Raw genomic sequence first — 14,572 nt, 5'->3', positions numbered from 1 at the left:
CACCGCCGTTCGAGCCGCCGGGCTCGCCTCGCACACGGACCTGCCTTGGCGCGCCGGGCTCGCGGGAACGCCTTAGGGCGGCGCAGGCCCCGGTCCCGGCGGCCTCACGCCGCCGCCGGGACGGCACCCGGCGCAGGCTCCGGTCCCCGGTTCGGGTGGGACGAAGGCGCGCCGTCCCCGCGGCTCACCCACGCGCTGATAGCCGTGGGGCATGCTCCTGACCCCCCACAGACAGGCCACCACCCCCACCCGGCGGCGCCGCACCGCCGCCGCCCTGCTCACCTCGGCGATCTCCGTCTGCCTCGTGGCAGCGAGCGCCCCCGTCGTCCCGCTCGGCGTCGGCGACCGGCTCTTCCCGTACCTCGGCAACCCGGGCTACGACGTGGCGTCGTACGACCTCTCGTTCACCTATCCGGGCAACAACAGCGAACCGCTGCGGGCCGTCACCACCATCGACGCCTGGACGACCGCCGACCTGGACCGCGTCAACCTGGACTTCGCGCACGGCACCGTCGAGTCGGTCGAGGTCGACGGCGACCCCGCCGAGTTCCGCACCGCCGGCGAGGACCTGGTGATCACGCCCGAGGACTCCGTGTCGGACGGAAACTGGATGCGGATCACCGTGCGGCACACCAGTGATCCCGTGCCCCGCGAGGGCCGCGAGGGCGGCTGGGTGCGCACCGCGGACGGACTGGCCATGGCCAACCAGGCCGACGCCGCGCACCTGGTCTTCCCGTGCAACGACCACCCCTCCGACAAGGCGATGTTCACCATCCGGGTCACCGCACCCGACGGTCACACGGCCGTCGCCAACGGCCTGCCCGCCGGAGTGGAGAAGTCCGGCGGGTCCACGACCTGGACCTACCGCAGCCAGCACCCCATGGCCACCGAACTCACCCAGATCTCCATCGGCCGCTCCACGGTGCTGCACCGCACCGGCCCGCACGGGCTGCCCGTACGGGACGTCGTCCCGACCGAGCACCGCAAGGCGCTCGAACCCTGGCTGGAGAAGACCCCCGGCCAGATCACCTGGATGGAGAGCAAGGTCGGCCGCTACCCCTTCGAGACGTACGGCCTGCTCGTGGCCGACGCCTCCACCGGCTTCGAGCTGGAGACCCAGACGCTCTCCCTCTTCGAACGGGAATTCTTCACCGATCCCGTCTACCCCCCGTGGTACGTCGAGTCGATCATGGTCCACGAGCTGGCCCACCAGTGGTTCGGCAACAGCGTCGGCCCCCGCACCTGGTCCGACCTGTGGCTCAACGAGGGGCACGCCACCTGGTACGAGGCGCTGTACGCCGAGGAGCAGGCCGACAAGCCGATGCGGGACCGGATGAAGGCCGCCTACGCCTCCTCCGACCGCTGGCGCGCCGCCGGCGGACCGCCCGCCGCCCCCAAGGCGCCCGACCCCGGCCGCAAGACCAGCATCTTCCGGCCCAACGTCTACGACGGCGCCGCGCTCGTCCTGTACGCCCTGCGCCAGGAGATCGGCCACCCGGCCTTCGAACGCCTGGAACGCGCCTGGGTCGGCCGCCACCAGGACGACACGGCCACGACGGAGGACTTCGTCCGGCTCGCCACCGAGATCGCCGGGCGCGACCTGGGCGGCTTCTTCCAGGGCTGGCTGTACGGCGAGAAGACCCCGCCGATGCCGGGGCACCGGGACTGGAAGTCGAAGGCTCCCGCCGCGAAGCCGGAGGCTCCTGCGGGGAGCCCGAGGCTCCCGGCGGCGAAGCCTGAGGCTCCTGCGGCGAATCCTGAGGCTCCTGCAGGGAAGCCGGAGGCTCCCGAGAAGCAGGCCCGGCAGGCGATGACGTCCGCCCGATAACACGGTGACGAGACGCCCCGTGCCGTGCGACCATCTTCAGGTCGGCGCGGCACGGAACGCCGGGAATCTCCCGGCCCGCCCGTGCGTTGCAGACAGTGAACGGTTTCCCACCTACGTAAGGATCCAATGACCTCCTCTTCTTCCTTTTCCCAGGACTCCAAGCGCTTCGCGCACAGCCACCCCGAGGGTTTTCGGGCCGATGCCCTGATGGAAGAGGACGTCGCCTGGAGCCACGAGATCGACGGAGAGCGAGACGGCGACCAGTTCGACCGCTCCGACCGCGCGGCCCTGCGCCGTGTGGTGGGCCTCTCCACCGAACTCGAGGACGTCACCGAGGTCGAGTACCGCCAGCTCCGCCTGGAGCGGGTCGTCCTCGTCGGCGTCTGGACCTCGGGAACCGTGCAGGACGCGGAGAACTCCCTCGCGGAGCTCGCAGCCCTCGCCGAGACGGCCGGCGCGCTGGTGCTCGACGGAGTCACCCAACGCCGCGACAAGCCCGACGCGGCCACCTACATCGGCTCCGGCAAGGCCGAGGAGCTGCGCGACATCGTCGTCGAGACGGGCGCGGACACCGTCATCTGCGACGGTGAACTCAGCCCCGGCCAGCTGATCCACCTCGAGGACGTCGTCAAGGTCAAGGTCATCGACCGGACGGCCCTGATCCTGGACATCTTCGCCCAGCACGCCAAGTCCCGAGAGGGCAAGGCGCAGGTCGCTCTCGCGCAGATGCAGTACATGCTGCCGCGACTGCGCGGCTGGGGTCAGTCGCTGTCCCGGCAGATGGGCGGCGGCAAGGGCGGCGGCCTCGCCACCCGTGGTCCCGGTGAGACCAAGATCGAGACGGACCGGCGCCGGATTCGCGAGAAGATGGCGAAGATGCGCCGGGAGATCGCGGAGATGAAGACCGGCCGCGAGATCAAGCGCCAGGAGCGCAAGCGCCACAAGGTGCCGTCCGTGGCCATCGCGGGCTACACCAACGCCGGCAAGTCCTCGCTGCTCAACCGCCTCACGGGCGCGGGTGTGCTGGTGGAGAACGCCCTGTTCGCGACCCTCGACCCGACCGTGCGCCGGGCCGAGACCCCGAGCGGGCGGCTGTACACGCTGGCCGACACGGTCGGGTTCGTGCGCCACCTGCCCCACCACCTGGTCGAGGCGTTCCGCTCCACGATGGAGGAGGTCGGCGAGTCCGACCTGATCCTGCACGTGGTCGACGGTTCGCACCCGTTCCCGGAGGAGCAGCTGGCGGCCGTGCGCGAGGTGGTCCGGGACGTCGGCGCCACCGACGTGCCCGAGATCGTTGTGATCAACAAGGCGGACGCGGCCGACCCGCTGACGCTGCAGCGGCTGCTGCGCGTCGAGAAGCGGTCCATCGCCGTCTCGGCCCGCACCGGCCTGGGCATCGAGGAGCTGCTCGCGCTCATCGACAACGAGCTGCCGCGCCCGTCGGTCGAGATCGAGGCGCTCGTGCCGTACACGCACGGCAAGCTGGTCGCCCGTGCCCACGACGAGGGCGAGGTGATCTCCGAGGAGCACACCCCGGAGGGCACCTTGCTCAAGGTGCGGGTCCACGAGGAGCTGGCGGCGGAGCTCACGCCGTACGTTCCGACGCCTGCGCTCTGAGCCCGAGCGGGGCCCCGCGTCCCGTGCGACGCAAGAAGGCCCGCCCCCTGCACGGCGCTTTCAGAGGGAAGCACGGGGCGGGCCTTCAGCATGTGCGGGTCACTGACCGCCGTACGTCCTGCTCATGTTCTGGTAGAGCGCCTCGGCGTCCCGGCCCAGCTGCGGACCGGCCAGCCACGAGTTGTCGGCCGGGCCGATCGAGGTGTTGGAGACCAGCACCGACTTGCCGTTCAGGACCCGGAACCAGCCGCCACCGGACGAACCGCCGGTCATGTCGCAGCCGATGCGGTACATCGTCGGCGTGGACGGGCTGAGCGAGAACCGGCCGGTCACGTCGACGCACCTGAACATCTTCTCGCCGTTCTAGGGCGGCGCGGCCGGGTAGCCCCAGGCGCCCATCTTGCTAGACCAGGTTGGACTTGCCCGGGTGGTTCACGTCCTTGACGACCGTGCCGGAGCAGACGGCCGACCCGTCGGGGGAGTCGAAGAAGACCTTGCCGACCGGTGCCGCGTTGCGGTGGTTCGGCGTCTTCTCGGCCTGTGCCCGGACGGGTGCCGGGTCCGGGTCGCTGACCCCCTGGCCGGCCGATGCGTCCTTCGTCGTGACCGTCTTGTCGGCCTCGTCGGCGGACTGCATCCGTTCCGGCTTCCAGAGGCCCTCGATCACCGGGTTGACGAAGTCCTTGGCGTCACTGAGCCACTTGTCCTTGTCCCAGTCCTTCCAGCCGCCGTCCTTCCAGCGGTCGACGTCGATGCCGTGCTCCTTGAGCTTGCCCGCGAGATCGGCCGGGATCTTGACCTTGCCGCCGTCCGCGGCGGCCTGGGAACTGCCGGCGTCGGGCTTGTCGCTCGCCGAATCCTCGGAGCCGTTGCAGGCGGTCGCGGTGAGCGCCAGGGCGGCGACGAGCCCGGTGGCGGCGAGGACGGTGCGCCGCCCACGCCTGGATGCGGGCGTATGTGTGGAACGCATGGTGCGATGACCCCCGTTGTGCGTACGAATGTGGTGCTGGTGCTGGTGCTGGTGCTGGTGCTGGTGCTGGTGCTGGTGCTGGTGCGTCGGTGCGCGGCGCCGCGTGTGCATGTCATGATGCGGCGCCGGTGCTCCCGCGCGACTCCCCACTATGCCGGTGGAGTTGAGGGGCTACCGGGGTGGGGGGGCGAAGGTTTCCGAGAGCCCCCGGGCCGGGCCTCGTGAGGAAGCCGCCCGGGGTGCGCCGCCCCACCGGCAGCGCGAGTCAGCGGCCGGTCAGCGGTTGGCGTACTTCTTGCTGACCGAGTCATACACACCCTTCGCCACGGCGCCCAGGCGCGGTCCGGCCAGCCAGCCCGACGTCACCGGGCCGATCGAGGTGTTGGACACCAGCGCCGGCTTGCCGTCCGAACCGGTCGCGACCCAGCCACCGCCGCTCGAACCGCCGGTCATGGTGCAACCGATGCGGTACATCGTCGGATCAGTCGCGGTGACCGACAGCCGCCCGGGCCGGTCCTGGCAGCGGAACAGCTTCTGCCCGTCGTAGGGCGGCGCGGCCGGGTAGCCGATCGCCGTGACGCTCTTCACCCGCGGCACCGCGGGCGCCTTGAAGTCGACCGGCAGCGCCGAACCGACCATCTCCTCCAGCGACTTGCCGCCGCTGCCCTTTTCCGGCGTCACATGGATGACCGCGAAGTCGTACGGCGCTCCGTCACCGCCCGTCGAACCGCCCTGCTCGATCCACTGGTCCGAGGTCTGCGCCCAGTCGCCCCACCAGACACCGTAGGGAGCGACGTCCTCGCGCGTGGCGTTCTCCAGTTCGGCCACCGGCTTGCCGTCGTCGTTGTACGACGGCACGAACGCGATGTTGCGGTACCAGCCGCCCTTCTTGCCCGCGTGCACGCAGTGGCCCGCCGTCCACACGAGGTTGGACTTGCCCGGGTGCGCCGGGTCCTTCACGACGGTCGCCGAGCAGACCGCCGAGCCCTCGGGGGAGTCGAAGAACACCTTCCCCGCCGTGGGGGCGTTGGCGTGGTACGACGGCGGCACGGCCTGCGCCTCGACCGGCTCGGGCGTCGGGTCGGTCACGCCCTGGTCACCTGCGAGGTCGCTGTCGTCGACGCTCTGGTCGGGCTCCTCGGCGTCCCGCATGCGGTCCGGGTTCCAGAGCCCCTCGATGATCGGGTTGATGTACTCGTTCGCCTCGCGCAGCCAGTCGTCCCGGTCCCAGTTCTTCCAGGCGCCGTCCTTCCACTTGTCGACGTCGATCCCGTGCTCGCGGAGCCGGTCCCTGATGTCGTCAGGGATCCTGAGCTTGCCGTCGTCGGAGGCGGTGGCCGACGCGGAGGCCTCACCGTCCGCCGTGGCGTCGCCCGACTCGCAGGCGGTGGCGGTCAGCGCGAGCGCCGAGGCGAGGGCCACCGCGGCCAGCACGGGGGAGTTCCCGCGGAGCGCCCTCCCTCCTCGGCCGGTATGGGACGACGGTCGTGTGGATGGCATGATCTGACTCCCCCTGGTACGGAACGAACGTGGACGAACCGGCGCTTCGCCCCCGATTCCCGCTGTCTCGCGGGAACTTGGGGGCGACCTCACGGTGTCCGGGAACGGCACCACACACTATGCGGTGGCTGTGGGGGCCATCCGACGGATCCGCAACAGTTCCGTCACGGAAAGGATCTTGAGGCAACCCGTAACCCCGTGAGTGATCCGGGGTTGGTAGCGGATGGGGGGCCTGCTGTCTGGATGCGGGTCCTCTGTTGCCCGTGCCCAGTGGGAGGTCTTGGAAGCCGTGGCGGAATCCACCTATGGGGGTCGTGCGTCGGAGGAGGCCGCTGCGGGGTGTACGCAGGTGAAATCCGCCCCTGGCGGGGCCGTCGACCACACCGCCCCCGCCCCGCGCTCCACGCCCGAGGGAGCCCCACGCCGCCAAGGCGCACGCGAACCCGCCGCCCGAACCTACGCCCGCGCCCTGCCGATCGTTCCGGTACGAGCCCGGGGACTGACCATCGAGGGCGCGGACGGCCGCCGTTACCTGGACTGCCTCTCCGGCGCCGGCACACTCGCCCTGGGCCACAACCACCCGGTCGTCCTGGAGGCCATCCGCAAAGTCCTCGACTCCGGCGCCCCCCTGAACGCCCTCGACCTGGCGACACCCGTCAGGGACGCCTTCCTCGACGAGCTGTTCCGTACCCTGCCGCCAGGGCTCGCCTCGCGGGCGCGGGTGCGGTTCTGCGGACCGGCCGGCAGCGAAGCCGTGGAGACCGCCTGGGCGCTGGCACGCACGGCGACCGGACGGAGCGGCCTCCTGACGTTCACCGGAGCCGGTCGCGGTGGTACCGCCGGAGTCCTCGACGACCCGTCCGCGAACACCCATGACGCGCGGGTGGCCCGCCTGCCCTACCCGCAGGACTACCGCTGCCCGTTCGGCGTCGGAGGCGATCACGGGGCCGACCTCGCCGCCCGCTGGACGGAATCCCTCCTCGACGACCCGGGGTCCGGGGTGCCACTGCCCGCCGGGATGCTCGTCGAGCCGGTCCAGGGCGAGGGCGGCGTGATCCCAGCACCGGACTCCTGGCTGCGGCGCATGCGACAACTCACCGCCCACCGGTCCGTCCCGCTGATCGCCGACGAGATCCAGACGGGCGTGGGCCGGACCGGCGCCTTCTGGGCCGTGGAACACAGCGGCGTGACTCCCGACGTGATGGTCCTCTCCAACGCCATCGGCGGCAGCCTGCCGCTGGCCGTCGTGGTCTACCGCGACGACCTCGTCACCCGGGAACCCGGCACCCCCGCCGACGCCTTCCCCGGCAACCAGCTCGCCATGGCCGCCGGCACCGCCACCCTCGCCCACGTCCGCGAGAACGCTCTCGCCGACCGAGCGGCGACCCTGGGAGCGCGCCTGATGAGTCAACTCCGGCAACTGGCCTCCGATTTCGGGTGTGTAGGGGATGTGCGGGGGAGGGGACTGATGATCGGCGTCGAGCTGGTGGATCCGGACGGGGAGGGGGAGCCCGGCTTCACAGGCAGTCCAGGGGCTGCGGAAGGCGGCGTGGCGGCATCGGTGGTGCCCGGCAGCGGCCGCCGGCCGCGCCCCGCCGCCCCCGAACTGGCTGCCGCGGTCCAGAGGGAGTGCCTGCGACGCGGCCTCATCGTCGGACTCGCCGGCCCTCACGCGAGCGTCATGCAACTGCTCCCTCCTCTGACCATCACCGACGAACAGGCGGCGGCCGTACTGGACCGCCTGGCCGACGCGGTCCGGGCAGCGGCCCGATGCCGAGGACGTGGCACGACAGCCGCACCGTGACCGCGGTGAGCATCAGTGGCGTGGGAGTCCACGCCGTGCCCGGGCGCGTGCGCCGGCTCACCTGCCAGACGTTGCCCGACAGGCGACCAGGCAACCAGCGACCAGGCGACCAGCAGCCGGGCGACCGGGCGCCCTGGACCTGGCCCGTACGCCCGCCACCTGCGCGACTTCGCGCCCCCTCGGGCACCACCGAGCGAGTGGAGCTCCTCGGCCCGGCGCCCCCACCCGCATGATCCGGAACCACCCCATGAGGTACCTGTCGTGAACGCCACCCCCCACCCCGACGACCCCACCCCGACGCCTGGACACGGCTCCGTCGGCGCATGGCCGCCGGTAACGTCACCGAACCCGCGAATCCCTCACCAGCGGCCGGTCGTGAAACCCGTCCAGGGGCTGAGTGCAGGCCCAGACAGCGACCCCCTGGAGCATCCCGACCCGCACACCGTCGCCCAGGCCGCCGCAGTGGAGAACCTGCTCCGCTGCTGGGCGCGCGAGACCGACCAGCCCGCCCCGGCAGACGGCGTCCTGCGCATCCCCCTTCCCGCCAGCGGCACGACTCTCCTCGCGCCGGTCCGGTACTGGTCCCCGACGGGCTGGCACCGCTTCGGCCCCCCTCGTCTCGCCCATGCGCCCGACCACGCTCCACCGGCCGACGCCGTCACGATCGCCGCCCTGTTCACGAGGGAGACGTCCTCAGACGGCTCCGGTATCGGACCGGCTCACGGCTCCCTTCCCATGGGCGCCCCCAGCCCCGCCACCGCCGGCATCGGCGACGGCGCCGGGCTCGTCGCGGGCGTTGCCGACTCCCTCCGCCGGGTCGCCGGTTTCGTCACCGCCCGTCGGGAAGCCCCGGCCGACGGCCCCGACCTCTTCCTGTCCGCGGAACAGTCACTCGTCCTCGGTCACCCCCTGCACCCGAGCCCGAAGAGCCGCGAAGGCCTCTCCGACGCCGAAGCGCTGTTGTACTCACCCGAGTCGCACGGCTCCTTCCCTCTGCACTGGATGGCTGTCGCTTCCTCCGTTCTCGCCACCGATTCCTCGTGGACCGAACGCGGGCGCCCTGTCGCCGCGTCCCGGCTCACCGCCCGCCTCGCCGGGACCGCACCGGCGCAGCCTGACGGGTACGCCCTCCTGCCCCTGCACCCCTGGCAGGCACACGAGATCCGTCACCGTGCCGAGATGGCTGCTCTCCTGGACGCCGGGCTGCTCCGTGACCTAGGCACCCACGGCCCTCCCTGGCACCCCACCTCCTCCGTACGAACCGTCTACCGAACCCACGCCCCCGCGATGCTCAAGCTTTCGCTGGGGCTGCGCATCACCAACTCCCGCCGCGAGAACCTCCGCAAGGAACTCCACCGCGGCGTCGAGGTCCACCGCCTGCTCCGCAGTGGCCTCGCCCAGCAGTGGCGGGCTGTGCACCCGGGCTTCGACATCGTCCGGGACCCGGCCTGGCTCGCCGTGGACACTCCCGACGGCGTCCCGGTGCCCGGACTGGACGTGGTGATCCGCCACAACCCGTTCGCCCCCTCCGACGACGTCTCCTGCGTCGCGGGACTCCTCTCGCCGCGCCCGTGCTCCCCGACCCCGCTGGACAGTGCCCCGGGGCGTATGGAGAAGCACGGCCCGGCCCTGCGGTCCCGGCTGGCCGAGGTCGTCACCCGCCTCGCCCGTCGTACCGGCCGACCGCGCGGAGCTGTCGCCGCCGAGTGGTTCCTGCGCTACCTTGCGCACGTGGTGCGTCCCGTCCTCTGGCTGGACGGCGAAGCCGGCATCGCCCTGGAAGCGCACCAGCAGAACACCCTGCTCCTGCTGGACCCCGACGGCTGGCCCACGGGTGGTCGTTACCGCGACAACCAGGGCTACTACTTCCGGAAGTCCCGGCGCGCGGAGCTCGACTCCCGGCTGCCCGGCATCGGAGAACGGAGCGACACGTTCGTCCGTGACGAGGTCACCGACGAGCGGCTCGTGTACTACCTGGCGGTCAACAACGTGCTCGGCCTCATCGGCGCATTCGGCGCCCAGGGGCTGGCGGACGAACGGCTGCTGCTCGCCGCCTTCCGCCGCTTCCTGGGGGACGTCGCCTCCGGCCCGGCCCCGCTGCGCACCTCGCTGCCGGCCCGGTTGCTCGACTCACCCGTCCTGCGCTGCAAAGCCAACCTGCTGACCCGGCTGCACGGCCTCGACGAACTCGTCGGCCCGGTCGACACCCAGTCCGTCTACGTCACCATCGCCAACCCCCTGCACTCCTGAACGCATTGATCGTCCCTGACCACTGCTGACCTGCCCCTTCCTCCCTGAGGACATGCCCCACTCCCTTCATGAGAGGAGCGTTCGGTGCCTCCCGCCGAGCCGATCGCCGAAACCGGGAGAGCCGTCCCTGTCATGACCGACGTGGCCTGCGGTGCCGGGTCCCGATCCGACCCCCCGGATCTCGGGAGAGCCTCCGGCGAGGACTCGGCATCACGCCCTTCCTCCGTCCCCTGTCATGACGGCCTCCTCGACCGCATCGCCGAATGGGGCCCGGTCGACACACCCGCAGGCGGGTTCCACCTCGTCCCCGTGCGCCTCGCACGCGACCTTCCGCTCATCTGCCGTTGGATGAATGACCCCGCCGCCGCTGCGTTCTGGGGGCTGGCGGGACCGCAGGAGGTGACGCAGGACCACCTACGGGCCCAGCTCGCCGGCGACGGGCGCAGCGTGCCGTGCATCGGCGTCCTGGACGGAGCGCCCATGAGCTACTGGGAGATCTACCGGGCGGATCTGGACCTGCTGGCCCGTCATTACCCGGCCCGGCCTCACGACATGGGGATCCATGTGCTGGTCGGCGGAATCGCGCATCGTGGGCGCGGCCTTGGGGGTCTGCTGCTCCGGGCCGCGGCCGATCTCGTTCTCACGCAGCGCCCCTCTTGCACACGTGTCATCGCTGAACCCGACATTCGTAACACCCCCTCCGTAGCCGCATTCCTGACCGCCGGCTTCCGGTTCTCCGCCGAGGTCGACCTGCCCGCCAAGCGGGCCGCCCTCATGGTCCGAGACCGGCCCCTCCGGCATCTGCTGTAGCGCTGTGTCACCACGCCATCACTCATTGAACGCAGCCCGTACCGCCGCAGTTCCCGCCCGAGCCGCGAATCTGCTGAGCAATCCGCCAGGACCTCGTTCGCGCGGTTCCGCCACGCCCTCATCCCCGTAGCCGGTCGAGCCACCCACAAGCCACCACACCACCTCACCGAGGAGTCCACGGCCTTGATCCCGTCCCCCGTCCCCGCCTTGATCGCCCGTTTGTCAGTGCGGGGTCGTAGGGTGGTCGCGCTATGACGAAGCCCTCACTCCCCGAACTCCTGCATGCTGCCGTCACTGCCGTCGGCGGTACGGAGCGCCCCGGTCAGGTGGCCATGGCCGAAGCCGTCGAGGAAGCGATCGACGACGGTTCCCACCTGCTGGTCCAGGCCGGCACCGGTACCGGCAAGTCGCTGGGCTACCTGGTGCCCGCGCTCGCGCACGGGGAGCGAGTGGTCATCGCGACCGCCACCCTGGCCCTGCAGCGCCAGCTGGTGGAGCGCGACCTGCCGAGAACGGTCGACTCGCTGCACCCCCTCCTGCGTCGCCGCCCGGAGTTCGCGATGCTCAAGGGCCGGTCGAACTACCTGTGCATGCACCGACTGCACGAGGGAGTCCCGCAGGACGAGGAAGAGGGCCTCTTCGACCAGTTCGAGGCCGCCGCGCCCACCAGCAAGCTGGGCCAGGACCTGCTCCGGGTGCGCGACTGGGCCGACGAGACCGAGACCGGTGACCGTGACGACCTCACGCCCGGCATCTCGGACCGGGCCTGGGCCCAGGTGTCGGTGTCGTCGCGGGAGTGCCTGGGCGCCGCGAAGTGCGCGTACGGCGCCGAGTGCTTCGCCGAGATGGCTCGTGAGCGGGCCAAGCTCGCCGAGGTCGTCGTCACCAACCACGCGCTGCTCGCGATCGACGCCATCGAGGGGGCCCCGGTCCTCCCGCAGCATGAGGTGCTGATCGTCGACGAGGCGCACGAACTGGTCTCTCGGGTCACCGGAGTCGCCACCGGCGAGCTCACCCCCGGCCAGGTCAACCGCGCGGTGCGCCGTGCCGCGAAACTCGTCAACGAGAAGGCCGCCGACCAGCTCCAGACCGCAGCCGAGGGTTTCGAACGGCTGATGGAGCTGGCGCTGCCGGGCCGTCTGGAGGAGATTCCCGAGGACCTCGGTTACGCCCTCATGGCGTTGCGCGACGCGTGCCGCACGGTCATCTCCGCGATCGGCGCGACCCGCGACAAGTCCGTCCAGGACGAGGACGCCGTCCGCAAGCAGGCCCTGGCCTCCGTGGAGAACGTGCACGACGTGGCGGAGCGCATCACGAACGGCTCCGAGTGGGACGTGGTCTGGTACGAGCGCCACGACCGCTTCGGTGCCTCCCTGCGCGTCGCCCCCATGTCCGTCTCCGGTCTGCTGCGGGAGAAGCTCTTCGCGGACCGTTCCGTGGTCCTGACATCCGCCACGCTGAAGCTGGGCGGCGACTTCAACGGTGTGGGCGCCTCCCTGGGTCTGTCCCCGGAGGGCACCGAGGGCGACGACGTCCCGCAGTGGAAGGGCATCGACGTCGGCTCGCCCTTCGACTACCGCAAGCAGGGCATCCTCTACGTAGCCAAGCACCTGGCACGTCCCGCGCGGGACGGCGACCGTGCGGACATGCTCGACGAGCTCACGGAGCTGATCCAGGCGGCGGGCGGCCGCACCCTCGGCCTGTTCTCCTCGATGCGGGGCGCCCAGCTGGCCGCTGAAGAGCTCCGGTCCCGGATCCCCGAGTACCCAATCCTCCTCCAGGGCGAGGAGACGCTGGGCGAGCTCATCAAGAACTTCGCGGCCGACCCGAAGACCTGCCTCTTCGGCACGCTGTCGCTCTGGCAGGGCGTCGACGTCCCCGGACCCAGCTGCCAGTTGGTCGTCATGGACAAGATCCCGTTCCCCCGCCCGGACGACCCGCTCATGAGCGCCCGGCAGAAGGCCGTCGAGGACGCGGGCGGCAACGGCTTCATGGCGGTCGCCGCCACCCACGCCGCGCTCCTCATGGCTCAGGGCGCCGGCCGCCTCGTACGGGCGTCGGGGGACCGGGGTGTGGTCGCGGTCCTCGATCAGCGTCTGGCGACGGCCCGGTACGGGAGCTATCTGAAGGCGTCACTGCCCGACTTCTGGTTCACGACGGACCGTAACCAGGTGCGGAAGTCGCTTGCGGCGATCGACGCGTCTGCCCAGCAAGCGGCAGCCGGGCAGACGGACGACGCATGAGCTGCGCGGTTGGCCTGTGGCTCAGCCGCAGGCCAACCGCCAGCCCTCCCCACGAGTCGGCTGCCCCGATCTGCCCCCGGACAGCGCAGGGCCCCGGAACCGGCGCAGAGGTCCCGGGGCCCGGTCAGAGGGCGGGCCGATGGGGCCCACCCGACGCGGTGCGCGCTGTCAGACGCGTCGCAGTACCGCCACCACCTTGCCGAGGATGGTCGCGTCGTCGCCGGGGATGGGCTCGTAGGCCGCGTTGTGCGGCAGGAGCCAGACATGGCCGTCCTCGCGCTTGAAGCGCTTGACGGTGGCCTCGCCGTCGAGCATCGCGGCCACGATGTCGCCGTTCTCGGCGACCGGCTGACGGCGCACCGTGACCCAGTCGCCGTCGCAGATCGCGGCCTCGATCATCGAGTCACCGACGACCTTCAGGACGAACAGCTCGCCGTCCCCCACGAGCTGGCGGGGGAGGGGGAAGACGTCCTCGACGGACTCCTCGGCGAGGATCGGGCCACCGGCGGCGATGCGGCCGACCAGCGGCACGTACGACGCGGCCGGCTTGCCCGCCGTGTCGGTGGGCTGCACCGAGGCGGCCTGGTCGGAGCCCCGCACCTCGTACGCGCGCGGGCGGTGCGGGTCGCGGCGCAGGAAGCCCTTGCGCTCCAGAGCCATCAGCTGATGTGCGACGGAGGAGGTGCTGGAGAGGCCGACGGCCTGACCGATCTCCCGCATGGACGGCGGGTAGCCCCGTCGCTGCACGGAGTCCCTGATGACCTCGATCACGCGGCGCTGGCGATCGGTGAGTCCCGAGCTGTCTGCCCGGATGCCGGGAGGTCGCCCCGGCAGGGAGCGCTTGTGCCCCTCAGGGTTCGTGGCTTCGTTCATCGCATGCACCGGCTCCAGTCGGCCCTGGGAGCGGTCCTGGGCAGCGATGGCGGCACTGTCTGCGGTGGTGGTCACGTCGGCCCCTCTCGATGGTCTCCCTGCTGGACAACGGTAGTTGCTTTCGAAAGGTTGCGCCAAACACACGTTCGAGTGAAAAATCGCGAATCACGGGACGCGATCATGTGTCCGGGTGTATTGGCGGCCGCGCCACCTGGCGGGCAAAAGGGCCCATTGCTGTACTCTTCACCGCCGGGGTGATCACTCGTGGACTGGTGCCCCAGTCTGCCATCCGGCATTCCCCTGCCCCGGGACCAGCCCTCATCTGTGCGGGAGTCCCACGTCCCCTCCTCGCGGCGCCCACGGTATCTCCGCATGTGCCGCGGCGATACGGCTGTGCGGGAACGGATCCGTCCGTGTCCCCGGGAATGCCGTTCGCGGCGGGGCCTCCGCAGGTGCGCGGGGCCGGTGGGGCCCGGCCCGTCGGTCGCCACGTGCGCCTACGCGCGCGACACGCGGGATTGGCGTCGATGTATGAGCCAATCCCCACATCTAGTGGTTGGATTGCAGCAGCAGCCCAGAAGTTGTGGTCCCCCGGGTCTCGAGGCCCATGGTCATCGCCTATGCTTGGGGCTGCTTCGTGGGGCGCAAGAGGACCGGCGAGGCTATTGAGTCTG

At 71.1% G+C, this 14,572-nt stretch carries 8 protein-coding genes and 1 pseudogene; 6 read left to right on the top strand and 3 right to left on the bottom strand.

The annotated features are described in order from the left end of the window. Positions 1-211 precede the first annotated feature (211 nt). Positions 212-1,828: a M1 family metallopeptidase gene (locus HDC93_RS28455; protein WP_260419808.1), complete on the top strand. Its 1,617-nt coding sequence runs from the start codon at positions 212-214 to the stop codon at positions 1,826-1,828. 126 nt (positions 1,829-1,954) lie between these two features. Beyond that, positions 1,955-3,448 carry a GTPase HflX gene (hflX, locus tag HDC93_RS28450; RefSeq protein ID WP_185013711.1) on the top strand — a complete coding sequence of 498 codons (1,494 nt, stop codon included), beginning with the start codon at positions 1,955-1,957 and terminating at the stop codon, positions 3,446-3,448. A 99-nt stretch (positions 3,449-3,547) separates the two neighbouring features. On the opposite strand, the pseudogene HDC93_RS28445 reads toward hflX, so the two are convergent. Both HDC93_RS28445 and HDC93_RS28440 read right to left on the bottom strand, forming a co-directional pair. Continuing rightward, a pseudogene (locus HDC93_RS28445) lies at positions 3,548-4,418 on the bottom strand (hypothetical protein). Positions 4,419-4,694: 276 nt separating this feature from the next. Next, positions 4,695-5,918: a serine protease gene (locus HDC93_RS28440; protein WP_185013710.1), complete on the bottom strand. Its 1,224-nt coding sequence runs from the start codon at positions 5,916-5,918 to the stop codon at positions 4,695-4,697. Between the two features lie 223 nt (positions 5,919-6,141). On the opposite strand from HDC93_RS28440, the gene HDC93_RS28435 reads away from it, so the two are divergent. The 4 genes from HDC93_RS28435 to HDC93_RS28420 all read left to right on the top strand — a co-directional run bounded on the left by HDC93_RS28435 (position 6,142) and on the right by HDC93_RS28420 (position 13,025). Further along, positions 6,142-7,722 carry an aminotransferase class III-fold pyridoxal phosphate-dependent enzyme gene (locus tag HDC93_RS28435; RefSeq protein ID WP_185013709.1) on the top strand — a complete coding sequence of 527 codons (1,581 nt, stop codon included), beginning with the start codon at positions 6,142-6,144 and terminating at the stop codon, positions 7,720-7,722. A 261-nt stretch (positions 7,723-7,983) separates the two neighbouring features. Beyond that, the gene (locus HDC93_RS28430) at positions 7,984-9,972 is read left to right on the top strand and encodes an IucA/IucC family protein (RefSeq protein ID WP_185013708.1); all 1,989 of its coding nucleotides are present in this window, start codon (positions 7,984-7,986) and stop codon (positions 9,970-9,972) included. Between the two features lie 84 nt (positions 9,973-10,056). Further along, a complete protein-coding gene (locus HDC93_RS28425; protein ID WP_311774637.1) occupies positions 10,057-10,782 on the top strand; it encodes a GNAT family N-acetyltransferase in 726 nt (241 codons plus the stop codon). A gap of 251 nt (positions 10,783-11,033) precedes the next feature. Continuing rightward, positions 11,034-13,025, top strand: a complete 1,992-nt coding sequence (locus HDC93_RS28420; protein ID WP_185013706.1) for an ATP-dependent DNA helicase — start codon at positions 11,034-11,036, stop codon at positions 13,023-13,025. Positions 13,026-13,193: 168 nt separating this feature from the next. Here the strand turns inward: HDC93_RS28420 and lexA are convergent, their stop codons facing one another. After that, entirely contained in the window at positions 13,194-13,973 is a 780-nt protein-coding gene (lexA, locus tag HDC93_RS28415) for a transcriptional repressor LexA (protein ID WP_031108030.1), read from the bottom strand. Between the last annotated feature and the right edge of the window lie 599 nt (positions 13,974-14,572).

The organism is Streptomyces sp. AK010, assembly GCF_014207295.1.
GTDB lineage: Bacteria > Actinomycetota > Actinomycetes > Streptomycetales > Streptomycetaceae > Streptomyces > Streptomyces massasporeus.
This window is presented reverse-complemented; position numbering and strand designations above follow the sequence as displayed.